This is a genomic window from Bradyrhizobium archetypum (assembly GCF_013114835.1).
Classification (GTDB): Bacteria; Pseudomonadota; Alphaproteobacteria; order Rhizobiales; family Xanthobacteraceae; genus Bradyrhizobium; species Bradyrhizobium archetypum.
In genome coordinates this window covers 1-24,136 of the sequence record NZ_JAAVLW010000018.1, presented here as the reverse complement: position 1 = coordinate 24,136, position 24,136 = coordinate 1, and the positions used below count along the sequence as shown (strand labels likewise).

Here is a 24,136-nt window from a genome sequence, read left to right as displayed (position 1 = left end):
GCTGGGGAACTCCGAATGGACATGTCTGTCATCGAAGATCGCAAGACGCGCGCAAGAACCTGGTTCGAAACGCTGCGCAATGACATCTGCGCGGCCTTCGAACAGCTTGAAGAGGACGCGCCCCATGCCCTCTATCCCGGCGCTGTCGGCCGCTTCGTGCGCACGCCCTGGGACCGCACCGACCATACCGGCAAGCCTGGCGGCGGGGGCGTGATGTCGATGATGCGCGGACGGCTGTTCGAGAAGGTCGGCGTCCACTGTTCGACCGTGCATGGCGAGTTTGCCCCGGAGTTCCGTGCACAAATTCCCGGCGCGGCCGACGATCCCCGGTTCTGGGCATCGGGTATTTCGCTGATCGCGCATATGCGCAATCCGAACGTACCGGCGGTGCACATGAACACGCGCTTCGTGGTCACCACCAAGGCTTGGTTCGGCGGCGGCGCGGACCTGACGCCGGTGCTTGACCACCGGCGCACCCAGGAAGACCCCGACACGCAGGCCTTCCATCAGGCAATGAAAGAGGCCTGTGGCGGCCCGAACAGCGTGGCCGACTACGACAAATACAAAAAATGGTGCGACGAATATTTCTACCTGCCGCACCGCAAGGAAGCGCGTGGCATCGGCGGCATCTTCTTTGACTGGCATGACTCAGGCGACTGGGATGCCGATCTCGCCTTCACGCAGCAAGTCGGCCGCGCCTTCCTGAAAATCTATCCCGAACTCGTCCGGCGGAATTTCGCCCTGCCCTGGAATGCCGCCGACCGCGAGGAGCAATTGATCCGCCGCGGACGGTACGTTGAGTTCAACCTGCTCTATGATCGCGGCACCATCTTCGGGCTAAAAACCGGCGGCAATGTGGATTCGATTCTCTCGTCGATGCCGCCGGAGGTAAAGTGGCCATGATCGCATGATCGGCTTGTCATGACGGATCGCTAGAGTGCGATTCGTGTCATGCAATCCAAGGAGCAGATCATGGATTTGAAACCAGGCGACGTCGTCCTTCTTAAGTCCGGCGGCCACCCTCTCAGTGTGGTGGAGGTCAAGGACGGCAACGCCGCGTGCGTATGGATGGGCAACGAAGGCGATCTGTTTCGCGAGACGCTGCCGCTTGCCGTCCTCGAGCTCGCCGAAACCGATACAACCGACGATGAGGAAGACGAGGACGAAGAGGAAGACGAGGACGAATAGGACGACCGCAGCAACAAGATTGCGTAAGGGATTTTTGACGCCGCCGGCATTGATGGGCCGGCGGCGTTGTTTTCTCGGGATTGGACCCGGCGCGGCCGATCTGATATTCGCGGCAAATCGGCTGCGGCTTCTCGCGGCCGATACCCCCAGAAGCGAGATGACCGCAAAGCGATGACCGACCTGCCCCGCGCCATGCTGATCGACATGGACGACACCATCCTGTCGGCCTACGGTCGCCCCGAGATCGCCTGGAACAATGTCACCTCCGAGTTCGCCGCCGAGTTCGGGCCTTTGACCTCGCGACAGGTTGCCGCTGCCGTACTCGATTCCGCGCGCAAATTCTGGGCTGTGGCCGAGGCCGAATGGCGCCTGAAGCTGGATGAGGCGCGGCGCATCACTGTCAGGAACGGATTTGCCGCGCTCGCCGCCGGCGGCTACGAACTGCCTGATGACCTCGCAATCCGGCTCGCCGATCGCTTCACCGCCTATCGCGAAGAGGAAATGTTCGTCTTTCCGGGCGCGCATGATGCCATCGACGAATTGAAGGCGCGCGGCGTCAAACTGGCATTGGTCACGAACGGCGCTGCCGGCGCCCAGCGCGCCAAGGTCGAGCGCTTTGCATTGTCGCATCGCTTCGATCATATCCAGATCGAGGGCGAGCACGGGTTCGGCAAGCCGGACGAACGCGCCTATCTGCATGCCATGCAGGCGCTCGGCGTCACCGCAGCCGAGACGTGGATGATCGGCGACAATCTGGAATGGGAAGTCGTGGCACCGCAGCGGCTCGGCATCTACGCCATCTGGATCGATGTCCATGGCGACGGCCTGCCCGCGGACTCGATCGTGAAGCCAGATCGCATCATCCGCTCGCTGACAGAATTGCTCCCCGCCAAGCGCTGACGGAGCGTTTCCATTGTTTGCGGCGGACGATATCGCAACATACCGAGCATGAACTGCTTCCCGATCCGCACGGCCTCGCTGACATATTGACGCTTGTCAGGGCCGCAGCGCGGCGGTGATCATGACGAGGCCGCCGACAATCACGGCGGCATCGAGTATTGCGGTATGAATATGTACCGGCATGCGTTCGACGAAGGCTTTGGCAAGGAACGCGCCGGGGATCGCGATGGCGCCGATCAGGAGCGCGAAGGCAAGCACCTGGCCAGTGACGACGCCGGCAAGACCGAACACCGAAATCTTGATGAGCCCGGTCGCGACCGAGATCACCGCGTCGGTAGCGATTACGGCAGCCCCCTCGAGACCGGACGCCATCAGCAGTGACAGCAGGATTACACCGGAACCTGAGGTGCCGCCGACCACCACGCCGTACCCCACCGCGCTGACGCCGAGGCCGGCATCGCCGATTCTGATCTCGCGGTGTCTGGCCAACCGGCGTAGCGGCACGCTGAGGATCAGCATGCTGCCGATCACGAGCGCCGCGCCGGCGCTGGTCAGCCGCGTGTACCCATAGGCGCCGAGTGCCGTGGTCAGCATGGCCGCGCCGATCACGATCAGCGCGCGACGCCGGTCGGCGTAGCGAAAATAGGCCACGAAGCGGCTGATATTGGTGAAGATCGCGGAGATCGCGATGATCGGCACCACCGGCTCGGCGCCGACCAGCGGCACCAACACCAGCGGCATCAACGCCCCAGTGCCGTAACCGGCAAGCCCGCCGATCACCGAGGCCAGCAGCGCCACGCTTCCAACCAGCACGAGTTGGCCGAGAGAAATGTTGGCGAAGCCGGCGAGAATATTCACAGACGGTGAGCTCGGGTGAAACGGGCGGCCGTCTGGTCGGCGATCGCGGCAAGCGCGGATGCTTCCAGGGGGAAATCCGCGGCCAGCCAGGCATCTTCCGCAAGTGTGAGCACATGACCAAGCGCAGGGCCTTCGGCAATACCGCGGGCGATGAAATCGGCAGCCTTTAGCGGAAATTTCGGCGCGCTCCAGCGCCGCGGCAGGGTCGCAAGATCGTGCCAGCGCGCGGCGCCGTTGTCGACGCCGCCGGCGCGCGCCCATGCCAGCATCAGCCGGTCGCGGTAGGGATCCTCGCCGAGCCGGTAGAGAAGCTGGCGCGCCCGCGCATCGTCCTTGCTGGCGAGCCGCCACCAGCGATGACCCATCGAGTCCAGCGCCTTGGTTTCCGCGTTGGAAAGCCGAAGCCGGGCCGAGATGCGCCTGGCATCCTCCGTGACAGCCACGGTGAGCGCGGCAAGCCGGCGCACGGCGCTTGGCGGCAGTCCGAGTGCCCGCTCGACCGCGATCATCGCTGCAAACGGTCCGGTGTAGGCAACGCCGCCGAAGATCGCCAACAGCAGGCCGGCATCCGCCATCGCCTGCACCGCGACCGCGGCCCCTTGCGCGACCAACAGCTTCAGCATCTCCATACGCACGCGTTCGGCGGAAAGGCTCGAAAGCCCCGCGCGCCCATCGATGCAGGCGAGATATCCGGTGCGATCGGGCTCGCCCGCCCCATAGGCCGCATGCATGCGGAAGAAGCGCAGGATGCGCAAATAATCCTCAGCGATGCGCTGGCTCGCATCGCCGATGAAGCGCACGCGTTTGGCTTCGATATCGGCAAGACCGCCGACATGGTCATGAACGACGCCGGCGGCATCGACCGACAGGCCGTTGATGGTGAAGTCGCGCCGCTCCGCGTCGCGAACCCAATCGCGCCCGAACGCGACCTTGGCCTTGCGGCCATAGGTCTCGGTATCCTCGCGCAAGGTCGTGACCTCGAAGGGATGGGATTCGATGACCAGTGTGACCGTGCCGTGGTCGATGCCGGTCGGCACGCATTTGATGCCGGCCGCCTTGGCGCGGCGAACCACTTCGTCGGGCAGCGCCGTGGTCGCGATATCGATGTCGCCGAGCGGAATTTTCAAAAGCGCATTGCGCACGGCGCCGCCGATCACGCGGGCTTCCTCGCCATCGCCATTGAGCAATGCGAGCGCGCGCGCGGCCGGACCGGACCTGAGCCAGGGCGCCTCCGACAGCACGCGTGCCTCGCTCATTTCTCGACTCCGGGGACCAGCTTGCCGTTTTCGATATGCGCGGGAATATAGGTCGAATTCGGCGGCGCACCTGAGAATTGCGCGAGCATGATGAAACTGATCACGACCAACAGCAGCGACCCCAGCAGCAGTTTGGCGACAAGATGCGCGGGCCAGGAGGACGACGTCAACACGCCGGAACGAGTGGCGATCAGGAACAGCGCATAGGCCGCGAACGGGATCAGGAAAATTCCGATTTCGGTCAAAATCGGACGGATCATGCGAGATATATCCGCTCATACAGCACGCGCAGAATTCCTGCGGTCGCGCCCCAGATGTAGCGCTCGGCGAAAGGCATGGCGTAGTAGGAACGCTCCATGCCGCGGAATTCCTTGGAATGGATCTGATGGTTCTCGGGATTCATCAGGAATGCCAGCGGCACCTCGAAGGCGTCCACAACCTCGCCTTCGTTGATCTTAAGCTTGAAGCCGGGTTTCACGCGCGCCACCGTCGGCAGGATGCGGAAACCGAAGGCGGTTCCATAGAGATCGAGGTAGCCGATCGGCTCGATGAATTCGCGCCTGAGGCCGACCTCCTCCTCCGCTTCGCGTAGCGCCGCATCGAGCGGGGAAGCGTCCATTGCGTCGATCTTGCCGCCGGGAAAGGAAATCTGGCCCGCGTGGCTGGACAGATGCGGCGAGCGCTGCGTCAGCAATACGGTCGGTTCGCGGCGATCGACCACCGGGATCAGCACTGCCGCCGGGCGCACCGGCTGTTCGCGGGCCACGATCTCGAGCATGCGATCGTTGCCGGCATCGCCGGTCCTCGGAATGATGTTGGGATCGATCAGGCCCGGCGGCACGTCGAAGTTCAGCCGGGCCTTGCTCCGCGCGAAAAACTCCCCCGAGTTGATCGGAGCCGCCTCCATCTTTTTCAATATCGGCTCGTTCAAACCGCGTCCCTCACCTGCTTTGCGTCCGCCATGGCAAAGAACTCGCCGCCGGATTCGACGCCGAACATCGGCTGTCCGTCGACCACCCGCTCTTCCCCCATCTCGACCAGATCGTAATAAAGCGCGCGCGTCACTTTCGCCCACAGATCGGCGCGGACGTGCAGATAGGGCGTCAGCCCGCCGTCGGCGGCCATCTCGAATCGCAGGCGGTGGGCGGAATCGCATGGCACCCAGTCGTCAACGTTGGTGCGAAAGCGCAATAGCCGGCCGCCATCGCCGGCTTCGTTCTGCATCTCCACCGCCAGGAACGGTGCATCGTCGACGCGGATCCCGACCTTCTCGACCGGGGTCACGAGAAAGTGCTTGCCGTCCTCGCGCTTGAGAATGGTTGAAAACAAGCGCACCAGTGCCGGCCGGCCGATTGGCGTCCCCAGGTAGAACCACGTGCCATCGCTGGCGATTCGCATGTCGACATCGCCGCAGAATGGCGGATTCCACAGATGGACTGGCGGAAGTCCCTTCCCGGCCGGACTCTGATTGAGGGCTTCCCTGGCGGCAACCGTCAGGCCTTCAAGCCCCTTGCCCTCAAGACTCTCGCCTTCGTGCCGCCGGCCGCTGGTCTGCCCTTGCTTCGCCATTGTTTGCCCTGAGTCTCGGCGCCTCGATTGGCACGATTGGTGCACATATACCGAGATATGTGTTCCCGACGATTTGGGTCCGTACTATTGCGGATCAAGTCGCCACATCGTGATGCCGTTCATACCCCGAAATACCGATAATGTGGGGATAGTTTAATTCAACGAATGCATGGCCTTTGCACAGGTTTAGCATGAGGCTCGTGGCATGACGACGCAACCAGCGGTGTCATGAAGCGGTTAGGCTGAAGGAGAAAGACATGGCGAGTGCAGACGGTGTCGAGAAACTCGAGGACGCGATCGTCCGGTCGGCCGAGCAGGTCGCCGGCCAGATTCGTGCCGCGAAGGAAGCGATCTCCACCGTCATCTTCGGCCAGGACCGGGTGATCGAAAACACCTTGGTGACGATCCTGTCGGGTGGCCACGCGCTGCTGATCGGTGTTCCCGGCCTCGCCAAGACCAAGCTCGTCGAAACCCTAGGCGTCACGCTCGGGCTGGACGCCAAGCGCATCCAGTTCACGCCGGACCTGATGCCGTCGGATATTCTGGGCGCCGAGGTGCTCGACGAAAGCAATACCGGCAAGCGGTCGTTCCGTTTCATCGCCGGACCGGTCTTTGCGCAGCTTCTGATGGCGGACGAGATCAACCGCGCCAGCCCGCGCACGCAATCGGCGCTGCTCCAAGCCATGCAGGAACAGCACATCACCGTTGCAGGCGCACGGCATGATCTCCCAAAACCGTTCCACGTGCTTGCCACCCAGAACCCGCTGGAGCAGGAAGGCACCTATCCGCTGCCCGAGGCGCAGCTCGACCGCTTCCTGATGGAGATCGACGTCGATTATCCCGACCGTGATGCCGAACGACGTATCCTGTTCGAAACGACGGGCGCGGAGGAGACGCTCGCCAAGGCATCGATGGATGCAGAAATCCTGATCGCCGCACAGCGGCTGGTGCGGCGCCTGCCGGTCGGCGACAGCGTCGTCGAGGCGATCCTGTCGCTGGTGCGCGCCGCACGCCCCAATTCCGAAGACGGCAGCGACAAGCTGATCGCCTGGGGCCCGGGGCCGCGCGCCAGCCAGTCACTGATGCTGGCGGTCCGCGCCCGGGCGCTGCTCGACGGACGGCTCGCGCCCTCGATCGACGACGTGCTGGATCTCGCCGAACCCATCCTCAAGCACCGCATGGCGCTGACCTTCTCGGCGCGCGCGGAAGGCCGCACCATTCCCGACGTAATCAGACAGTTGAAGACGCGGATCGGTTGATGGCCGCAGAGACCAGCCACGAGACCAGGGAGCTTCTAGCAATCCGACGTGCCGATGGCGAAAGCCGAACGCTCGCCGCGTCGCTCCCCCGTCTCGTGCTCGAAGCCCGCCGCATCGCTGCCAATGTCATCCATGGCCTGCATGGCAGGCGCCGCGCTGGCGCCGGCGAGAGCTTTTGGCAGTATCGCCGCTTCGTCTCCGGCGAGCCGTCGCAGAACGTCGACTGGCGGCGTTCGGCGCGTGACGATCATCTCTATGTCCGCGAGCAGGAATGGGAGGCCGCGCATACCGTGTGGGTCTGGCCCGACCGGTCGCCGTCGATGACGTTTGCGTCCAAGGGTGCGCGCGACTCCAAGTTGGAGCGCGGCCTGATCGTGACATTTGCGCTCGCTGAACTGCTGGTTTCGGGCGGCGAACGCGTCGGCATTCCCGGCCTGATGAATCCGACCGCCAGCCGCAACGTGATCGACAAGATGGCGCAGGCGATGCTGCACGACGATGCGGTGCGCGCGAGCCTGCCGCCCTCATTTGTTCCATCGGCGCTGGCCGAGATTGTCGTGCTGTCCGACTTCTGGTCGCCGATGAGCGAAATCAGGACGATGCTCGCGGGGCTTTCGGCCTCCGGCGCCCATGGTACGCTGATCCAGGTCGTCGATCCCGCCGAAGAAACCTTTCCCTATGCCGGCCGCGTCGAATTCGTCGAGCCGGAAGGCTTTGGCGTCATCACCGCCGGCCGCGCCGAGAGTTGGGCGAGCGACTATGTGGCACGCGTCGCACTCCATCGCGACGCGATCCGCAGCGAGACCAACCGGCTCGACTGGCTGTTCTCAACCCATACCACCAGCCGTTCTGCCGCCGAACTCCTGCTCTTCCTGCATTCCGGCATGATGGCAGCCAAGGGAAGCATGCGCGGCTCAACCGTCAAGGCGGGGCGTAGCGCATGATAGCAGGCCTCCCTCTGACCTTTGCGCAGCCATTGCTTCTGCTCGGCCTGTTGAGCCTGCCGGTGCTGTGGTGGCTGTTGCGCGTCATGCCGCCGCGGCCGCGGCGGATCGAGTTTCCACCGACGCGGCTACTGTTCGACATCAAGCCCAGGGAAGAAACCCCATCGCGGACGCCATGGTGGCTGACGGCGCTGCGGCTTGCCGCCGCCGCGCTGGTCATTTTTGCCGCAGCGGGCCCGATCTGGAATCCGCAGACTGGCGTCGGCGGCAGCAATGCGCCGCTGGTGATCCTGCTCGACGACGGCTGGAGTGCGGCTGCGAGCTGGGACACGCGGATCAAGGCCGCAGACGAATTGATCGCCAACGCCGACAATGACCGCCGCGGCGTCGCGCTCGTTCCGCTCTCCGAACCCGCACGCGATATCACGCTGATGCCGGCCGGCACGGCGCGCGTCGCGCTGCGCCAGATCGCGCCAAAGCCCTATTCGGTCGACCGCGTCGACACCCTTGGCACGCTGGACCGCTTCCTCAAAGCGACCGGCGACGCCGAGATCGCGTGGCTGTCCGACGGCGTCGACACCGGGCGCGGCGCCGAGTTCGTCGAAAATCTCGCCAAGACCATCGGTGACCGCAAGCTGACGGTGTTCGAGGGCGGTGCGGCGCCTGCGCAGGCTCTGGTCGCCGCTGAAAACGCTGCGGCCAAGATGACGGTCAAGGTGCTGCGCACCACCGGCGGCCCCGCAGCCGGCGTGGTTCGCGCGCTCGACGCCAAGGGGTCGCCGATCGGCGAGGCACGCTATGCCTTCGGCATGCAGGATCGCGAAAGCGAAGCGGCATTCGATCTGCCGGTCGAATTGCGCAACGACATTTCGCGGCTGGAAATATCCGGCGAACGGTCGGCCGGCGCGGTGCAATTGCTCGACAAGCGATGGCGGCGGCGCGCGGTGGGCATCGTCACCGGCGCGACCAGCGATACCGCCCAGCCGCTACTGGCATCGACCTTCTATCTCACCCGCGCACTGTCGCCATTCGCCGACGTGCGGCTCGGCGACCGCGGCGCGGCGCAACAGGTGATCGCGCAGTTTCTCGATCAGCGGCTGCCGATGATCGTGCTCGCCGATGTCGGCACGCTGTCGCCGGAAATCCGCGAGCGGCTGAACGCATGGATCGATCAGGGCGGCGTGCTGGTGCGTTTCGCCGGCCCTCGCTTGGCGCAGGCCGATGACGATTTGGTACCGGTGAAACTGCGTCGCGGCGGCCGCATCCTCGGCGGCAGCCTGACCTGGGAAAAGCCGCAGCATCTGGCGTCCTTTGCCGCCGACGGCCCGTTCGCGGGCCTCGCAGTGCCCAAGGACGTCACCGTGAGCCGGCAGGTGTTGGCCGAGCCGGATGCGGTGCTGGCGACCAAGACGTGGGGGTCGCTCGAAGACGGCACGCCGCTGGTGACCGGCGAGCATCGCGGCAAGGGCATTGTCAGCCTGTTCCATGTCGGCGCCGACTCACGTTGGTCTGACCTGCCGATGTCAGGCAGCTTCGTCGAGATGCTGAGACGGCTGGTCGATATGTCCGGCTACACCTCCAAGCCCGGCGCGGGCGTGGCGAGCGAGGCGACCAATGTCGAGACGGTTGCGCCGCTGCGCATCCTTGACGGCTTCGGCGCGTTCGGGCCGCCGCCCTCAACCGCCAAGCCGATGCCCGCGGATTATCGCGACCGCGCCACGGCAGAACATCCGCCGGGCTTCTACGGCCCGGCCGACGGTCCGATCGCCGTCAACACGCTGGCCTCGGCCGATCGCATCGCGCCGCTCGAGACGTCATCCTTGCGCGCCCAGCGCGCCAGCTACACCAACGCCGAACCGCGCGATTTGCGCGGCATCCTGCTGTCGTCATCGCTTGCGCTGTTCCTGATCGACGCGGTCGTGGTCGCGATGATGGGTGCGGGTCTGGCCGCGCTGTGGCGGCGACGCGCGGCGACGGCCGCCGTTCTATTGGCCCTGATGCTGGCCGCGACGACGATCGCGCCTTCGCCGACGCGCGCCCAGGGCAACGATGAGTTCGCCATCAAGTCGGTGTCGCAAACGCGCCTTGCCTATGTCGTTACCGGAAATGCCGACGTCGATTCCATCGTCAAGGCTGGCATGGCCGGACTGACCCTGTTCCTGGCGCAGCGCACGGCGTTGGAAGCCGGCGATCCCGTCGGTGTCGATCCCGCGCGCGATGAACTGGCGTTCTTCCCGCTGATCTACTGGCCGGTGGTGCCGGGCGCGCCGAAGCCGCCGCAGGATGCCATCAACCGCATCGACGCTTACATGAAACAGGGCGGCACCGTGCTGTTCGATACGCGCGATGCGATCGAGGCGCCGCCGGGCGAGAACGGCGCCTCGCAGACGCCGGGCATGCGCACCTTGCGCGAGATTCTCTCCTCCCTCGACGTGCCGGAGCTGGAGCCGGTGCCGCGCGAGCACGTGCTGACCAAGACGTTTTACCTGTTGCGCGATTTCCCTGGCCGCTTCAACACTGGCCAGACCTGGGTCGAGACCCTGCCGCGCGAGGATGACGACGACGCAGCCTCGCGCCCGGCGCGCGGCGGCGACGGCGTCTCGCCCCTCATAATCACCTCGAACGATCTCGCCGGCGCCTGGGCGCACCGTCCGGACGGGCAGCCGATGTTGCCGCTGACGCCGGGCGAGCCGCGCCAGCGCGAATTCGCGTTCCGCTCCGGCGTCAACATCGTGATGTACACCCTGACCGGCAACTACAAGGCCGACCAGGTCCACGCGCCGGCCCTTATCGAGCGGTTGGGGCAATAGACCATGCAATACGGCATCGCGTTCACCCCCCTCGTACCAACAGTCGTGCTCTGGATCGGACTGGCCGCGATCGTCGTGATCGCAGCGCTGTTGCTGCTCGGGCGTTCGCGCGGCGCTGCCGTGCGCGTCGCGGCGCTGGCGCTGATCCTTTTGGCGCTCGCCAACCCCTCCTTCACGCGCGAGGACCGCGAGCCGTTGTCCTCGGTCGCTGCTGTCGTGATCGACAAGAGTCCCAGCCAGAATTTCGGCACCCGCAACCAGGAAACAGCGAAGGCGCAGGAGGCGCTGGTCGACACGCTGAAGAAGATCAAGGGGCTGGAAGTCCGCGTCGTCGAGGCGGGACAGGCCGACGGCGAGACCGACGGCACCAAACTGTTCGGCGCACTGTCCTCGGCGTTATCGGACGTTCCGGTCGACCGTGTTGCCGGTGCGTTCCTGATCACCGACGGCCGGGTGCATGACATCCCCGCCAATGCCGCCGCCGTCGGCTTCCAGGCGCCGGTCCACGGGCTGATTACCGGGCGCAAGGACGAGCGCGATCGCCGCATCGCGATTTCGGCCGCGCCACGTTTCGGCATCGTCGGACAGCCTCAGACCATCACCTACCGGCTCGACGATCAGGGCGTGTCCGGTCAGCGCGCCAAAATCGTGGTGCGTCGCGACGGCGAGGTGATCAGCGAGCGCACGCTCTCCAGCGGCCAGACTTCCAATGTCGAGGTCGACATCAAGCATGCCGGCCCCAACATCGTCGAGATCGAAGCTTCGCCGCTCGAGAACGAGCTGACGCCGGTCAACAACCGCGCCGTGGTCGCGATCGAGGGCGTGCGCGACAAGCTTCGTGTGCTGCTGGTCTCCGGCGAGCCACATTCCGGCGAACGCACCTGGCGTAACCTGCTGAAGTCGGATGCCAGCATCGACCTCGTGCATTTCACGATCCTGCGCCCGCCGGAGAAGCAGGACGGCACGCCGATCAACGAGCTGTCGCTGATCGCGTTTCCGACCCGCGAGCTGTTCCAGCAAAAGATCAACGAGTTCCAGTTGATCATCTTCGACCGCTACGCCCGCCAGGGCGTGCTGCCGATCGCCTATTTCGACAACATCGCGCGCTATGTCCGCGCCGGCGGTGCCGTACTGGTATCGGCCGGCCCCGATTACGCCTCCACCACCAGCATCTGGCGCACGCCGCTGGATACGGTGCTGCCGGCCGAGCCCGTCGGCGTCACCGAAAAACCGTTCTACGCACACTTGAGCGACGCCGGTAAGCGCCATCCGGTGACGCGCGGCCTCGAAGGCTCCGCCAGCGAGCCGCCGCGCTGGAGCCGCTTCTTCCGTACCGTCGATACGCGCAACGCGATCGGCGCGCCCGTGATGACCGGCGTCGACGGCAAGCCGCTGCTGCTGCTGTCGCGCTTCGGCGAGGGCCGCGTCGCGCTACTATTGTCGGACCACATCTGGCTGTGGGCGCGCGGCTATGAAGGCGGCGGCCCGCATCTGGATCTGCTCAGGCGGATGTCGCACTGGCTGATGAAGCAGCCGGATCTCGATGAAGAGGCGCTGCGCCTTCAGATCCAGGGCAAGGACCTCGTGGTGCTGCGCCAGACCATGGCCGACAACGTGCCGCCGGTAACGGTGACCTCGCCGAGCGGCGCCACCAAGGAGCTGACGCTGACCGCAAGCGAGCCCGGCACCTGGCGCTCCACCCTGCCCGCCAACGAACTCGGGCTGTGGCAGGCGACCGACGGCGCGCTGAAGGCGCTGATCAATGTCGGGCCGACCAACCCGAAGGAGTTTTCGGAAGTCACCTCCACCACCGACATGCTGAAGCCGTTGGCGCAGGCGACCGGCGGCGACGCGCGCCGCGTCGCCGATGGCGGAAGCATCGACATGCCCCGCGTGGTGCCGGTGCGCGCCTCCGGCATATTCCACGGCGACGGCTGGATGGGCGTCAAGATGCGCGACGCCAGCGTCGTCAAGGGCGTCGGCGTGCTGCCGATGTTCGCCGGCCTGGTCGGGCTGTTGCTACTGCTCGGCGCGTTCGCGGCAACCTGGGTGCGCGAGGGGCGGTAAGCGTCCCTCGGGCCTCGTCGACAGGCTCTACGCAGCCTCGTCGGCGCGTCGCCATTTCGGAAATGGATCGGCAAGCCGCGACCATTCCGCGATGTGCATTCCCGGCTTTCCCGAAACAAGGCACGCATCAAGTCGTGCTGTGATCGCGTCCTGATCCATATTCGTGCCGATGAAGACGATCTCCTGCCGGCGATCGCCATACACCTCGCTCCAGTTTTTCTTGAGCGATTGTCGCCAGAACGGATCGTCCGGCCAGCGATCTGCCGACACATTCGCCCACCAGAATCCCAGCCCCTCGGTTCGGACGATCGCACCGGCCTGACTCAACTCGCCAAGCCATTGCGGGCGAGTTGCGATCCAGAAATGCCCCTTGGCGCGGATGACGCCAGGCCAGCTTTCCTTCAGGAATTGGTGAAATTTCGCAGGCTCGAACGGCCGTCGCGCGCGATAGACAAAATTCTTGACGCCGTACTCTTCGGTCTCGGGCCTATGGTCCGCAAAGCCATAGAGCTCCTTGAACCACAGCGGATGTTGCTGCGCGCGTTCGAAGTCGAAACGGCCGGTATTGAGAATGCGCGCCAGCGGCGCATTGGAGAAATTGGTCTCGATGATGTCGGCCTCGGGATTCAGGGAGCGGACGATCATTCGGGCAGAGTCGCGTTCAACCTGCGACGCCGCATCGACCTTGTTGAGCACGATGACATCGGCAAATTCGATCTGCTCGACCAGCAGATCCACGAGCGTGCGCCTGTCGCCCTCACCGAGCGATTCGCCGCGATCCGCCAGAAAAACGGTAGACGAATAGTTCTTCAGCAGGTTGACGGCATCGACGACCGTGACCATCGTGTCGAGGATTGCCACGTCGGACAGGCTTTGCCCCTCTTCCGAGCGGAAGTCGAAGGTCGCAGCCACCGGGAGCGGCTCCGAGATGCCGGTGGATTCGATCAGCAGATAGTCGAACCGCTCGCTCTCGGCGAGCGCCCGCACTTCCTCCAACAAGTCATCGCGCAACGTGCAGCAGATGCACCCGTTGGTCATCTCGACCAGCTTTTCGTTAGTCCGGGAGAGATTCGCACCGCCATCGCGCACCAGGTCGGCGTCGATGTTGACCTCGCTCATGTCGTTCACAATCACCGCAACCTTCAGGCCCTGGCGATTGTTGAGCACGTGATTCAGCAAAGTGGTCTTTCCAGCCCCGAGGAAGCCAGACAAGACGGTGACGGGGAGTTTTCGCATGGAGATCAAAAAGCCTCTGCACTTCGCGAAGTCCCAACCGGGAACGACGATTCATTGGGCTCCGCCTGCTTAATGTTATGTTATAACATAACATCTGCTTTGGAGACTCCTGTCAACAGTAGTCCAAACGGGACCATCGACTGCGAACTGATGGTGTTGCGCAAATCTCACACCCGACGATTTGTGCGTCCGCCAGAGAGGCGATGGTCGGCATGACGATTGACACTCCGCCGGCTCTGCCGATGTTATAATGTAACATCGGCTGGCTCGGATGGAGCTAGCTGGGGGCAAAGGCGCATCGTGAACTGGTTTCGAAGGCACCTCAAGCACGGCTCGCGGCTGGCGCTGTTTGCGCTCGCGATCCAGTTTGCGCTGTCGTGCGGACATTTTCACGCTGCAGCCACGCAAGCCGCGCCGGCCGTTCAAAGTGGACGGACCGACGCCAAGCTTGCGATCGCCACGTCCCTTCTTGCCGCACAAAACGCTCACTCCGCGGCCGCGCAGCCGCCTGCGGGCCCCCATGACGACCAGCACACGGCCAATGTCTGCGCGGTCTGCGCCGTCCTCTCACTTGCCAACAATTTCCTGGTCATCGCGCCGCCCGTGCTGGAGTTGCCGGGGGCCGTCGAACTTCTGTACCTGACCAACGCCGCCGAGTTCGCGCATCTCGGCGCGGCGCATCCAGCGTTCCGCTCCCGCGCACCTCCCGCCTCCTGAGAACGACTGATTGCTGCACTCCCCGGGAAATCGCGGCGCTACATGCGATCCCCGAGGCAAAATCGGAATCGATCCGTCGCACGTCGACGGGATCAGGATCGGGACAAATGATATTGAGGAAGAAACGAGCGTTCCATTTCGGTGGAGCAAGCTGGCTGTTGCTATGCGCGACGGCCGACGCCGCGCTGGCCCAAACCGCGCCACCGGCATCGACACAACTGCCTGAAATCACCGTGACGGCGCCCAGCCCGATCGTGCGGCGCAAGCCGGCGCCGGCACGAACACCGGCGCGCGTCGCCCATGCTGCGCCGGGCCAGAATCGCGCGCCTGCGCCAGAACCGCAACCAGCAACCCCCGTCGCCGCCGCCCCACAGCAGGGCGTCCTGCCCGTCGTGACCGACCAGTTCGCAACCGTCACCGTCGTGCCCAACGAGGAAATCCGCCGCAACGGCGGCGGCACGCTCGGCGATCTCCTGTTCTCGAAGCCCGGCATCACCGGCTCCAGCTTTGCGCCTGGCGCCTCCAGCCGGCCGATTATTCGTGGCCTCGACGTCAACCGCGTCGGCATCGCCGAGAACGGAATCGGCAGCAACGGCGCGTCCGATCTCGGCGAGGATCACTTTGTGCCGATCGATCCACTGTCGGCCAGCCAGGTCGAGGTCATCCGCGGACCGGCGACGCTGCGCTACGGCTCCACTGCGATCGGCGGCGTGGTCAGCGCAACCAACAATCGCATTCCGGATGCCTTGCCATCCTGCGCGGCGCCGTTTCCGACTTACGGACTCCCGACCAAGGCGCCACTGGCAAATGTCGGATCGCCGGGCTGCGTGACCGCCGAAACGCGGACCGCGGTGACGTCGGTCGATCGCGGCGTCGAAGGTGCCGTGCTGCTCGATGCCGGCGGTGGAAACTTCGCGGTCCATGCCGACGCCTTCGGCCGCAAGGCCGGCGACTACTCTATCCCGAGTTATCCGTATCTCACCGACCCGACGTTGCCGTTCAACGGACGCCAGCCGAATTCCGCATCGCAGGCTTACGGCGGGTCGGTCGGGGGCTCCTACATTTTCGATGGCGGCTTCATTGGCGCGGCGATTGCGCAGCACAACGCGCTCTACCACATTCCCGGCATCGACGGCGCCGAACACCTGACCCGGATCGACGGCGAACAGACAAAATTCAACACCAAGGGCGAATACCGGCCGGACACCGCGGTGATCGACGCGATCCGGTTTTGGGCCGGGGCGACCGACTACAAGCACAATGAAATCGGGCTCGCCGATCCTGCCGACCTTGCGACGCTCGGCGTGCGGCAGACCTTTACCAACAAGGAACAGGAAGGCCGCGTCGAAGTGCAGTTTGCGCCGTTCAACGTCCGCTTTGCTGCGCTAACCACCGCTGTCGGCGTTCAGGCATCGCACCAGAAGCTGACCGCGCCGAGCCCCGACGATCCCGGCAGCCCGGTAAACGGGTTGTTCGATCCGAACAAGAATACGAAGGTCGCCGGCTACATCTTCAACGAGTTCAGGTTCAGCGACGTCACCAAGGCGCAGGTCGCCGGGCGAATCGAGAACGCTAGCCTGAGCGGGACGGCGCCAGCCTTTGTCCCTGACGTGTTCGACCTCACCGTCGATCCCAACGCCATCGGTCCCGCGACGGCATTCAACCGCAACTTCACCCCCAAGAGCGGCAGCATCGGCCTGATCCAAAACCTGCCATGGAATCTTGTCGCCAGCATCACCGGCCAGTATGTCGAGCGCGCGCCAAAGCCGGCGGAATTGTTTTCGCGCGGCGGCCACGATGCCACCGCCACTTTCGACATCGGCAATCCCAATCTCGGAATCGAAACCGCAAAGTCTATCGAGGCGGGATTGCGGAGGGCAACGGGACCGTTCCGGTTCGAACTCACCGGCTACTACACCAAGTTCAACGGCTTTATCTTCCGCCGCCTTACCGGCAATACTTGCGAGGACGGTGTGTGCCAGCTTGGCCCAGGCCTCGAACTGAACCAGGCGGTCTACTCCCAGCGCGATGCGACGTTTCGCGGCGGTGAGTTCCAGTTCCAGTACGACGTGATGCCGGTCTGGAACGGCCTTTGGGGAATCGAAGGCCAATATGACATCGTTCGCGCGACGTTTGATGACGGCACCAATGTGCCCCGCATTCCGCCGCAGCGGCTGGGCGGCGGCGTCTACTACCGCGACACCAACTGGTTCGCGCGCGTCAACCTGCTGCACGCCTTCGCACAGAATGATGTGGCCGTGATCGCCGAGACCCCGACGGCCGGCTACAATCTCCTGAGGGCCGAAATAAGCTACAACACGAAGCTCGATCCGTCGTGGTTCGGCGCACGCGAAATGACGGTCGGGCTCGTCGGCAACAACCTCCTGAACGAGAACATCCGCAATCACGTGTCCTACACCAAGGATGAAGTCCTGATGCCCGGCCTTGGCGTGCGCGCGTTTGCCAATCTGAAGTTCTAGGACGGATGTACCCGCCCATGGGTGGCGTTAGCTGGTGGTACCAGCTAACGTTCGGGCGAATACACCCCACTGGAAGCGGATGCACATTGAACAGATGACTTCGTCCATCAATGTTCACGTCTACAGCGACGCGCTCGTTCTGCTCGGCACGGCCGGCGTCGTCATTCCCTTGGTGCGGCGATTCGGCCTCAATCCTGTTCTAGGCTATCTCGGAGCCGGTGCGATCCTGGGTCCTCTCGGGCTGGGATCGTTCATCGACAGTGTTCCGCTGCTCTACTGGTTCACCGTTGTCGATTCCAAGAACGTCTCGGGCATTGCGAACCTCGGCGTTGTGTTCCTGCTCTTCCTCATCGGCATGGAGTTGTCCTACGATCGACTGAAGGCGATGCACCGCCTCATTTTCGGGTTGGGCAGCCTGCAGATTGTCCTCTCTACACTGGTGATCGGCATCGTCGCCGCCCTCGCGGGCAGCAAAGCTCCGGTGGCGCTCATCCTGGGCGCCTGCCTCGCCTTATCCTCGACCGCAATCGTCATCGAGATTCTTTCCAGACAGAAGCGGCTCAACACAAATGCCGGACGGGCAAGCTTCGCGGTGCTCCTTGCGCAGGATCTGGCGGTAGCTCCCCTTCTGCTCTTCATCTCCATTTTTGGCGCGGGAGACTCTGGCTCGGTTATCGCGTCGCTGGCTCTCGCACTCACGAATGCCGCCATCGCGCTTGGGGTGATCGTCGTCATCGGCCGCGTGGTGATGCGCCCCTTGTTCCGTCTCGTCGCATCGGTGGGCATGAGCGACCTGTTCGTCGCCACGACACTGTTCGTAATCGTCGCAACCGGGGTGGCTGCCGCCGTGGCCGGCTTCTCCATGGCGCTTGGCGCCTTCGTCGCGGGCCTGCTGCTTGCCGAGACGGAATTCCGCAAGGCGATCGAGACCGCCATCGATCCCTTCAGGGGTCTCCTGCTAGGCTTGTTCTTCTTCACGGTCGGCATGAACATCGATTTTCGCCAGATTGCGCGCGATCCGTTCTGGTTGCTTGCCGGTGCAGCCGGGCTGATTGCGGTAAAGTCCGCCATCCTGATGTTCTTGGCTCGGATGTTCCGCCTTTCGTGGCCGGCCTCTATCGAAGTCGGACTGCTGCTTGGTCCCGGCGGCGAGTTCGCCTTTGTCGGGATTGGATTGGCAACGACGTTTGGACTGATCGACGCTACCGTATCGAGCTTCACCGTCGCGCTGACATCGCTGACCATGATGCTCACGCCTGCGCTGTCTCACATCGCACGACGGCTCGCGCCGATGGTGTGTGAAGACAAGCTAATGGACCCCGAACTTGCCGTTACGCCGACCGGAGTCAGCGGCCATGCCATCGTCGTCGGACACGGCCGGGTTGGTCAGGTCGTCTGCACGATGCTCGATCGCCACCAGTTTAAGTACCTTGCCGTCGACAATGACGCCGCGGCCGTCCCCGAACAGCGACGACAGGGGCGCGCGGTCTTTTACGGCGACGCGACCAACCCGGAGTTCCTGAAGGCCTGCGGGCTCATGGAAGCCGCCGCCGTCATCGTCACGATCAACGAACCCGAAGGTATCGACGAAATTGTCGCTCAGGTTCGCGCGGTAAGGAAGGATTTGCTGGTGGTATCGCGCGCCCGCGACGCCGACCACGCCCGGCATCTCTACCGGATCGGCGTTACCGACGCGGTGCCTGAAACCATCGAGGCAAGCCTGCTGTTGTCAGAAGCAGCCCTGATCGGCCTCGGCGTGGCGATGGGACATGTCGTCGCTTCCATTCACGAGAAGCGCGAGGAGTTCCGGCAAGAATTGCAGCAGGCCGCAGGAAGCGCGGCATCCGCGCCAGTCCGAACGACCGATACCAGACGACGTCGATTTTTCTGATCCACGGTAAGCCCGGAGAGACCCTGCCGACCGGCATGGCGCCGCGCTACCGCGCCTTGCTCCAGTCCGGCCGTATGTCGCCGGAGACGCCGTCGAACGCGCCCTCGACCAGCTCCGCGACTAGCAGGCGGCTGTAATCGACGGGGCCCGGCATGATCACCCGTCCCTTCGGGATGACCTTGAAGCCGACGCGGCTGTAATAGGCCTCATCGCCGACCAGAATGACCAGGCGATGGCCCTTGGCCTTGGCATCCTGCAGCGAGCGATCGAGCAGCATGCGCCCGACGCCGCGGCTGCGAAACGGCGGCTCGACCGTCAACGGCCCGAGCATCAGGGCCGGCGTATCGCCAATGCAGATCGGCAATTGGCGCACCGAACCGACCAGCAATGTGCCGATCCGCGCCGTGAATGAGAGGTCCAGCAGATGATCGACATGTTCGCGCAGGCGATAGGCGCTCAGCACGAAACGGCCGGGACCGAAGGTACGCTCGTGCAGGCGTTCGATCGCCTGCGCGTCCTTTGGGGTTTCGGCGAGGATGGTGACGTCAAGTTCGCTCATGATCGGCGCGGGATAGCATCTGGCGGCCACGCGGTCCATCGCTGCAAGATGGCAATCGCTGTATTGCCTCAATCCCTGCTGATGACGGGCTGGGACAAATAGGCCAAAAGCTTCATTTCCCGACGGCCCCGCGTCACCGTATCCAGCACCAGCCCCGAACTTACCGACAGCACCGCCACGATCATCAGGCCCATCGACAGCACCGCCGTCGGCAGTCGCGGGACGATGCCTTCCTCCAGGTAGGTAATGATCACGGGAATCGCGAGGCCGATCGAGACCAGCATCAGGAAGATGCCGATCACGGTAAAGAACCGCAGCGGCTTTTCCGACCGGTACAGCTTCAGGATGGTGCCGAGGATCCGGAAACCATCGCGCCAGGTGTTGAGCTTGCTGAAAGATCCCTCGGGGCGGGCATAATAAGGCGTCTCTACTTCCATCACCGGCAGCGCCAGTTCGAGCGCGTGCACACTGAGCTCGGTCTCGATTTCGAAACCGTCGGACAGCACCGGAAAGGATTTGACGAAGCGGCGCGAGAACACGCGGTAGCCGGAAAGGATATCCTTGAATGCCTGACCGAACACCGTGGAGAGAAAGCTCGTCAGCATCCAATTGCCGGTACGGTGGCCGGGACGGTAGGCGGCGATCGACTGGTCGACGCGAAAACCAACCACCATGTCGAGGTGATCGTTGATCAGCTTATCGATCATCCGCGGGGCGCTCGGCGCGTCATACGTCGCGTCGCCATCGACCAGCACATAGACGTCGGCATCGATATCAGCGAACATGCGTCGCACCACGTGCCCCTTGCCCTGGCGGCGCTCGCTGCGCACGATGGCACCCGCCTCACGCGCGACCTCGATGGTGCGGTCCCTGGAATTGTTGTCGTAGACGAAAATCTGAGCCGTCGGCAGTGCCTTGCGGAAATCGGACACCACGGTGGCGACCGCAGCCTCCTCATTGAAGCACGGCACCAGAACCGCAATCCGCAGCGCCGGTCCCGTCATCGCAGGCTCACCGAATCAAGTCCGTCCATGGTGCGTCATACCGCAATCAGGCGTTGGCCGGTTCAGGGAAGGCCGCACGATCGGCGGCCCGCTCGCCACGCAGATCGAGCGTTGCGAACAGCAGGGTCCAGAGTGAGAGCATGTCGATCGGAATAATATAATATGGCGTAAATATCGGATGGGTCATGAAGAAAATTAGGTTCACGGCGAGGTTTGTCGCGACCAGAACGGCTATCCGCCCGGCTCTTGCGCGGTTAAAGCGCCATAGCAGGCCGGTCCAGATGGCCGCAATCCCCAGCAGGATAAACTGAACGTCGACGAAATATCGCCAAAGGATGCCGGGGTTCAGCTCCGGCGGAACGACGTCGACGCCGCCATAAGTCGTCGAGAGCGGATTTCCCGCATTGATCGTGTTGGCGATCAGCGTCGGCACCATTCCAATCAGAAGCGCGACACCGAACGCAACGCCCTGCAGGAACGTTTCCCTATTTCTAGTCCACAGGAATGCGCCGCCAAGATAGAGACAATAGCCGGCAGCCAGAAACAGGTTTGGCAGGCGAAGATTGACCGAGATACCGATTAGCAGGCCAATCAGTGCGAGCCGAAAAAACCGCTGCCGAAGCCCGTCGGTGAAGAGCTTCGCAGTCAGAAATCCCGCAAGCGCGCAAACCATCATGGTCGGCGCCACCGAATAGCTTGCCTTCGTCGGATTGATCATCAGATAGATAGCGGCATCACCGAACGCAGCGACCAGCATAAGTCGATAAAATGTGGACGCATAGGTCAGGGCGATCAGCGAAAAGCCGACGGCGACGACGGACGCCAATATGTAGAGCGGTACCACCTGAAATCCGCTCGGAAATAACGCCAACGCAAATCCGGTCCCCGGCGGGTACTGCAAGGCGCGTTTATTCGTCTTCGCATTCCATACGTGACAAGGCATTTTCGCCGGATCATTCCAGTCTGGGAAGCTGATTTCCTTCAGCTTGCCGGAGAGGAAACGATCGTCGTCGCGTGTGATGTCGGTATTGAATCCGTCCAGACCGTATTTCTGGAACAGATGCGCCTGCCGCAGATAGCAGATGTCGTCATAGACGCCGCGGCTTTCGCTCCAGCGCGAAATGGTCCAGACGTTGCTAGCCAGCACTGCCAGGAAGCCAATGGCGCAAAGCAGCTTTAGGACCCCCATTCTGCCCATGTCGACCCCAACCCCGTCTCTCCGCTTCTGCAGTCGAGCCCGGCCTCAGCGCCAAGTCGCGACCGGCGCCACCCCGTCGAGCACTTCCGCGATCCGCAGCCGTGTCCCCTTTGTCGTTTCCGCCGGCAGCGCGCCCGCCGCATAGAATCCGCATTCCACAATCTCGCGATTGGGATCCGGCAGACGGTCTTGCCGGAACTGCCTCACAATATAAACCGCAACGTGGTCGCGGCGTGACACGTGGCCGTTGAAGAATAGGCCGTGCAAAACCGGTTCGCCAGTCAGCTCGATCCGTCCCTCCTCCACCAACTCCCGCCGCAGTGCGTCGAGAAACGTCTCGCCGACCTCGACCCCGCCGCCCGGCAGATGCCAGCCTGCGACATAGCTGTGCCTGACCAGAAACACCCTGTTCTCGCTATCGAGCACAACGCCGCGAACTCCCAGCGTCATGCCGCGGGCCATCCGCCAATAGAGATGAAAGGCCCGCCGCAATTGCGGTTCGACACGTTTTCGCAAGCCCTGCAGTGCCGTCACACAAACCTCGAATGGACAGGCATCACGTTTGATCCTTATATCGCCGGCATGATCGTGCGACGGCTCAATATCACAGAGAATGCGGCGGAGCGCGAATGACCGATACTTTCATGCTGGCGCATTTATCCGATCCGCATCTGCCGCCCCTGCCCGTAGCGCGGTTTCGCGACCTCGCCGGCAAGCGTGCGCTGGGCTATATCAACTGGATCCGCAACCGCCACAAATATCACCGCCGCGAGGTGCTGGACGCCCTCGTCGCCGACATGCAGGCGCAGCGGCCGGACCACATTGCAGTGACTGGCGATCTCGTCAACCTGGCGCTCGAGGCGGAATTCACTCCGGCCCAGGCCTGGCTCGAAAGCGTCGGCACGCCGCAGTACGTCACCGTTGTTCCCGGCAATCACGACGCCTATGTGCGAGCAACGCGGCATCATTTCAGCGGCGCGTTCGAGAAATATCTGCAGGGCGACGCCGAGGCGGCCGGCACGCCATTTCCATTCGTGCGCCGGCGCGGTCCGCTGGCGCTGATCGGCGTCTCCTCGGCGGTGCCGACGCCGCCATTGATGGCGACCGGCCGGCTCGGCCGCGCGCAACTCGATGCCCTGGACCGCGAGCTTGCGCAGTTGCGGCCGAATGAGGCCTTCCGGGTGCTGCTGGTTCATCACCCCCTGCAATCGACTTCGCGGATGAAGCGCCTGACCGATTCGAAGGCGCTCCACGCCGTGCTCAAGCGGCGCGGTGTGGAACTGGTCCTGCACGGCCACGACCACGTCCATTCGACGATGTGGCTAGAAGGTGCCGACCGCCAGATCCCCGTGGTCGGCGTACCGTCAGCGTCGGCGCTGGCGCACCGGCATTATCCGGCCGCGGCGTATAATCTGTTTTCCATCGCACGCGACGGCGGGAAATGGCATTGTGTGCAGACCGTGCGCGCCATCGACGCCGACTTCAGAGTCAAGCAGATCAAGCAGGCGACGCTGCTTTAGAAGTTGTTCAGGCTTGCATAGAGCGCCAATCCGAACAGCGCCACTGCTCCCAGCGCGAAGCCGAGCACGAACATGCCGAGGCCGCGGCGGCGCGGCTTCTTTTCCACCGCCGGCTCGGTCACGGGCATCGCCACCATCGCGTGCTCGCGCTCGATCATGCGGCGCGCGACATAGCCGGTGACGGCATCGACAATGACGGGCACATCATGCGACTCGGCGAGCACGATGCGGCCGAAGCGCGTGTCCTGCACGAAGCGGTAGATACGCTTGTCGCGTCCCATCACGACATGCGCCACGACGTCGATCCACAGCCGCGGCGTCTCGCCCTGGCTGACGCCTCGGTCGAACAGGTCGACCTGCGCCGGCACTTCGGCGAACAGGGGATCAAGCGCCTCGTTCAGGATTTCAAGCCGGGCGACCTCGGCATCTCGCAATTCGACCACGACGCCGGTGCGGTCGGCGGCCTCGATACGGGCCTGGCGAAGCGCGTCGCGCAGCCGTGTCGGTCGCATGTCGCGGGCTTCGTTGCCGGTATTTTGCGCATCTGACATCGTAAGCCGCCTCTATCCTGCAGGGGTTAGCCTGGGCTTAACCTAGCAGTAACCATGTCTTGCGCAATGGTTGTTTGTTTTCAAGGGGTTATGCTTCGGGGTTTATCCCCCGTGGCGGCGCCCCACCCC

Annotated in this window: 22 protein-coding genes; 11 read left to right on the top strand and 11 right to left on the bottom strand. The window is 63.8% G+C overall.

The window, feature by feature from the left end; translation table 11 throughout:
* Positions 1 to 15: 15 nt before the first annotated feature.
* The 3 genes from hemF (at position 16) to HCN50_RS32205 (ending at position 2,088) form a co-directional block, all read left to right on the top strand.
* Complete coding sequence (gene hemF / locus HCN50_RS32215; protein WP_171713901.1) at positions 16 to 903, top strand: oxygen-dependent coproporphyrinogen oxidase; 888 nt, start codon at positions 16 to 18, stop codon at positions 901 to 903.
* A gap of 69 nt (positions 904 to 972) precedes the next feature.
* The gene (locus HCN50_RS32210) at positions 973 to 1,188 is read left to right on the top strand and encodes a YodC family protein (protein ID WP_171713900.1); all 216 of its coding nucleotides are present in this window, start codon (positions 973 to 975) and stop codon (positions 1,186 to 1,188) included.
* Positions 1,189 to 1,359: 171 nt separating this feature from the next.
* Complete coding sequence (locus tag HCN50_RS32205) at positions 1,360 to 2,088, top strand: HAD family hydrolase (RefSeq protein WP_171713899.1); 729 nt, start codon at positions 1,360 to 1,362, stop codon at positions 2,086 to 2,088.
* A gap of 96 nt (positions 2,089 to 2,184) precedes the next feature.
* Here HCN50_RS32205 and HCN50_RS32200 read toward each other — a convergent pair whose 3' ends face one another.
* Genes HCN50_RS32200 through HCN50_RS32180 form a run of 5 tightly spaced genes read right to left on the bottom strand, consistent with a single transcriptional unit; the run spans position 2,185 to position 5,771 of the window.
* On the bottom strand, positions 2,185 to 2,946 hold the full coding sequence (locus tag HCN50_RS32200) for a sulfite exporter TauE/SafE family protein (RefSeq protein ID WP_171713898.1): 762 nt from the start codon (positions 2,944 to 2,946) through the stop codon (positions 2,185 to 2,187).
* Positions 2,943 to 4,202: a CCA tRNA nucleotidyltransferase gene (locus HCN50_RS32195; protein WP_171713897.1), complete on the bottom strand. Its 1,260-nt coding sequence runs from the start codon at positions 4,200 to 4,202 to the stop codon at positions 2,943 to 2,945. The genes HCN50_RS32200 and HCN50_RS32195 overlap by 4 nt, the downstream gene beginning before the upstream one ends.
* The gene (locus HCN50_RS32190) at positions 4,199 to 4,462 is read right to left on the bottom strand and encodes a DUF6111 family protein (protein ID WP_171713896.1); all 264 of its coding nucleotides are present in this window, start codon (positions 4,460 to 4,462) and stop codon (positions 4,199 to 4,201) included. Before HCN50_RS32190 ends, HCN50_RS32195 begins: the two co-directional genes overlap by 4 nt.
* Positions 4,459 to 5,109, bottom strand: coding sequence for a CoA pyrophosphatase (locus HCN50_RS32185; RefSeq protein WP_376700349.1), 651 nt, complete (start codon positions 5,107 to 5,109; stop codon positions 4,459 to 4,461). Before HCN50_RS32185 ends, HCN50_RS32190 begins: the two co-directional genes overlap by 4 nt.
* Positions 5,110 to 5,129: 20 nt before the next feature.
* Positions 5,130 to 5,771, bottom strand: a complete 642-nt coding sequence (locus HCN50_RS32180; RefSeq protein WP_171713894.1) for a DUF1285 domain-containing protein — start codon at positions 5,769 to 5,771, stop codon at positions 5,130 to 5,132.
* A 257-nt stretch (positions 5,772 to 6,028) separates the two neighbouring features.
* Here HCN50_RS32180 and HCN50_RS32175 point away from each other — a divergent pair, with 257 nt between their 5' ends.
* Genes HCN50_RS32175 through HCN50_RS32160 form a run of 4 tightly spaced genes read left to right on the top strand, consistent with a single transcriptional unit; the run spans position 6,029 to position 12,851 of the window.
* Positions 6,029 to 7,030 carry an AAA family ATPase gene (locus HCN50_RS32175; RefSeq protein ID WP_171713893.1) on the top strand — a complete coding sequence of 334 codons (1,002 nt, stop codon included), beginning with the start codon at positions 6,029 to 6,031 and terminating at the stop codon, positions 7,028 to 7,030.
* On the top strand, positions 7,030 to 7,974 hold the full coding sequence (locus HCN50_RS32170) for a DUF58 domain-containing protein (protein WP_171713892.1): 945 nt from the start codon (positions 7,030 to 7,032) through the stop codon (positions 7,972 to 7,974). Before HCN50_RS32175 ends, HCN50_RS32170 begins: the two co-directional genes overlap by 1 nt.
* Positions 7,974 to 10,784, top strand: a complete 2,811-nt coding sequence (locus tag HCN50_RS32165) for a DUF4159 domain-containing protein (protein WP_171713910.1) — start codon at positions 7,974 to 7,976, stop codon at positions 10,782 to 10,784. Before HCN50_RS32170 ends, HCN50_RS32165 begins: the two co-directional genes overlap by 1 nt.
* 3 nt (positions 10,785 to 10,787) lie before the next feature.
* On the top strand, positions 10,788 to 12,851 hold the full coding sequence (locus HCN50_RS32160) for a hypothetical protein (RefSeq protein WP_171713891.1): 2,064 nt from the start codon (positions 10,788 to 10,790) through the stop codon (positions 12,849 to 12,851).
* A 27-nt stretch (positions 12,852 to 12,878) separates the two neighbouring features.
* Here HCN50_RS32160 and zigA read toward each other — a convergent pair whose 3' ends face one another.
* Positions 12,879 to 14,087 (bottom strand): zinc metallochaperone GTPase ZigA, encoded by a 1,209-nt coding sequence (gene zigA / locus HCN50_RS32155; protein WP_171713890.1) that lies wholly within the window; start codon positions 14,085 to 14,087, stop codon positions 12,879 to 12,881.
* A 300-nt stretch (positions 14,088 to 14,387) separates the two neighbouring features.
* Here zigA and HCN50_RS32150 point away from each other — a divergent pair, with 300 nt between their 5' ends.
* From HCN50_RS32150 to HCN50_RS32140, 3 genes are all read left to right on the top strand, one after another.
* Positions 14,388 to 14,804 (top strand): DUF2946 family protein, encoded by a 417-nt coding sequence (locus HCN50_RS32150; protein ID WP_171713889.1) that lies wholly within the window; start codon positions 14,388 to 14,390, stop codon positions 14,802 to 14,804.
* 107 nt (positions 14,805 to 14,911) lie between these two features.
* Positions 14,912 to 17,284, top strand: a complete 2,373-nt coding sequence (locus tag HCN50_RS32145) for a TonB-dependent receptor (RefSeq protein ID WP_171713888.1) — start codon at positions 14,912 to 14,914, stop codon at positions 17,282 to 17,284.
* 94 nt (positions 17,285 to 17,378) lie between these two features.
* On the top strand, positions 17,379 to 19,175 hold the full coding sequence (locus HCN50_RS32140) for a cation:proton antiporter domain-containing protein (RefSeq protein WP_171713887.1): 1,797 nt from the start codon (positions 17,379 to 17,381) through the stop codon (positions 19,173 to 19,175).
* Positions 19,176 to 19,221: 46 nt separating this feature from the next.
* On the opposite strand, the gene HCN50_RS32135 is transcribed toward HCN50_RS32140, so the two are convergent.
* From HCN50_RS32135 to HCN50_RS32120, 4 genes are all read right to left on the bottom strand, one after another.
* Positions 19,222 to 19,734, bottom strand: coding sequence for a GNAT family N-acetyltransferase (locus tag HCN50_RS32135; RefSeq protein ID WP_171713886.1), 513 nt, complete (start codon positions 19,732 to 19,734; stop codon positions 19,222 to 19,224).
* Between the two features lie 68 nt (positions 19,735 to 19,802).
* Positions 19,803 to 20,738, bottom strand: a complete 936-nt coding sequence (locus HCN50_RS32130) for a glycosyltransferase family 2 protein (RefSeq protein ID WP_171713885.1) — start codon at positions 20,736 to 20,738, stop codon at positions 19,803 to 19,805.
* A 46-nt stretch (positions 20,739 to 20,784) separates the two neighbouring features.
* The gene (locus HCN50_RS32125) at positions 20,785 to 21,927 is read right to left on the bottom strand and encodes a hypothetical protein (protein ID WP_235977357.1); all 1,143 of its coding nucleotides are present in this window, start codon (positions 21,925 to 21,927) and stop codon (positions 20,785 to 20,787) included.
* Between the two features lie 54 nt (positions 21,928 to 21,981).
* Complete coding sequence (locus HCN50_RS32120; protein ID WP_311968258.1) at positions 21,982 to 22,470, bottom strand: NUDIX domain-containing protein; 489 nt, start codon at positions 22,468 to 22,470, stop codon at positions 21,982 to 21,984.
* A 95-nt stretch (positions 22,471 to 22,565) separates the two neighbouring features.
* Here HCN50_RS32120 and HCN50_RS32115 point away from each other — a divergent pair, with 95 nt between their 5' ends.
* On the top strand, positions 22,566 to 23,456 hold the full coding sequence (locus HCN50_RS32115; RefSeq protein WP_171713883.1) for a metallophosphoesterase family protein: 891 nt from the start codon (positions 22,566 to 22,568) through the stop codon (positions 23,454 to 23,456).
* On the opposite strand, the gene HCN50_RS32110 is transcribed toward HCN50_RS32115, so the two are convergent.
* Positions 23,453 to 24,007, bottom strand: coding sequence for a hypothetical protein (locus HCN50_RS32110; protein ID WP_171713882.1), 555 nt, complete (start codon positions 24,005 to 24,007; stop codon positions 23,453 to 23,455). The genes HCN50_RS32115 and HCN50_RS32110 overlap by 4 nt on opposite strands.
* Positions 24,008 to 24,136 lie beyond the last annotated feature (129 nt).

Excerpts from the sequence above, each read along its gene's own strand:
- hemF (WP_171713901.1), top strand. The coding sequence starts at position 16 with ATGGACATGTCTGTCATCGAAGATCGCAAGACGCGCGCAAGAACCTGG.
- HCN50_RS32210 (WP_171713900.1), top strand. The coding sequence starts at position 973 with ATGGATTTGAAACCAGGCGACGTCGTCCTTCTTAAGTCCGGCGGCCAC.
- HCN50_RS32205 (WP_171713899.1), top strand. The coding sequence starts at position 1,360 with ATGACCGACCTGCCCCGCGCCATGCTGATCGACATGGACGACACCATC.
- HCN50_RS32195 (WP_171713897.1), bottom strand. The coding sequence starts at position 4,202 with ATGAGCGAGGCACGCGTGCTGTCGGAGGCGCCCTGGCTCAGGTCCGGT.
- HCN50_RS32190 (WP_171713896.1), bottom strand. The coding sequence starts at position 4,462 with ATGATCCGTCCGATTTTGACCGAAATCGGAATTTTCCTGATCCCGTTC.
- HCN50_RS32185 (WP_376700349.1), bottom strand. The coding sequence starts at position 5,109 with ATGGAGGCGGCTCCGATCAACTCGGGGGAGTTTTTCGCGCGGAGCAAG.
- HCN50_RS32180 (WP_171713894.1), bottom strand. The coding sequence starts at position 5,771 with ATGGCGAAGCAAGGGCAGACCAGCGGCCGGCGGCACGAAGGCGAGAGT.
- HCN50_RS32175 (WP_171713893.1), top strand. The coding sequence starts at position 6,029 with ATGGCGAGTGCAGACGGTGTCGAGAAACTCGAGGACGCGATCGTCCGG.
- HCN50_RS32170 (WP_171713892.1), top strand. The coding sequence starts at position 7,030 with ATGGCCGCAGAGACCAGCCACGAGACCAGGGAGCTTCTAGCAATCCGA.
- HCN50_RS32160 (WP_171713891.1), top strand. The coding sequence starts at position 10,788 with ATGCAATACGGCATCGCGTTCACCCCCCTCGTACCAACAGTCGTGCTC.
- zigA (WP_171713890.1), bottom strand. The coding sequence starts at position 14,087 with ATGCGAAAACTCCCCGTCACCGTCTTGTCTGGCTTCCTCGGGGCTGGA.
- HCN50_RS32145 (WP_171713888.1), top strand. The coding sequence starts at position 14,912 with ATGATATTGAGGAAGAAACGAGCGTTCCATTTCGGTGGAGCAAGCTGG.
- HCN50_RS32140 (WP_171713887.1), top strand. The coding sequence starts at position 17,379 with ATGACTTCGTCCATCAATGTTCACGTCTACAGCGACGCGCTCGTTCTG.
- HCN50_RS32135 (WP_171713886.1), bottom strand. The coding sequence starts at position 19,734 with ATGAGCGAACTTGACGTCACCATCCTCGCCGAAACCCCAAAGGACGCG.
- HCN50_RS32130 (WP_171713885.1), bottom strand. The coding sequence starts at position 20,738 with ATGACGGGACCGGCGCTGCGGATTGCGGTTCTGGTGCCGTGCTTCAAT.
- HCN50_RS32125 (WP_235977357.1), bottom strand. The coding sequence starts at position 21,927 with ATGGGGGTCCTAAAGCTGCTTTGCGCCATTGGCTTCCTGGCAGTGCTG.
- HCN50_RS32115 (WP_171713883.1), top strand. The coding sequence starts at position 22,566 with ATGACCGATACTTTCATGCTGGCGCATTTATCCGATCCGCATCTGCCG.
- HCN50_RS32110 (WP_171713882.1), bottom strand. The coding sequence starts at position 24,007 with ATGTCAGATGCGCAAAATACCGGCAACGAAGCCCGCGACATGCGACCG.